This is a genomic window from Methylobacterium sp. E-065 (assembly GCF_022829605.1).
Lineage (GTDB): Bacteria > Pseudomonadota > Alphaproteobacteria > Rhizobiales > Beijerinckiaceae > Methylobacterium.
Window position 1 is genome coordinate 1 of record NZ_JAKSYD010000169.1, and the last position, 331, is coordinate 331.

Annotated in this window: 1 pseudogene; it reads right to left on the reverse strand. The window is 67.4% G+C overall.

Annotated elements, in window-relative coordinates:
* Positions 1-331: pseudogene (locus tag MKK84_RS21465) on the reverse strand (GAF domain-containing protein); the annotation flags it as partial.

Sequence of the window (331 nt, forward strand, 5' to 3'; positions counted from 1 at the left end):
TGCCGCTCGGAGAGTTCGTGAGGCTTGGTGTCGAGTACGCAGACCGTGCCAATGGGCTGTCCGTCGGATGTCTTCAGCAGGGCGCCTGCATAGAAGCGCAGCCCGGGTTCCCCGGCGACGAGCGGGTTGCCCTCGAAGCCCGGGTCGCGGCTTCCGTCAGGGCCCCAGAGGCAATCCCTCTGCAGGAGTGCCTTCCGTCAAAAGGAGCTCCCCAGCTGCATCTCCCGCCCGCCCAGTCCGTCCTCGGCCCTGAATACCTGCCGCCCGTCCCCGACGAGGTTGCCGCCGGCACTTCGCCGATGCTCAGGTCGAGCTGGTAATCCTCCATGGC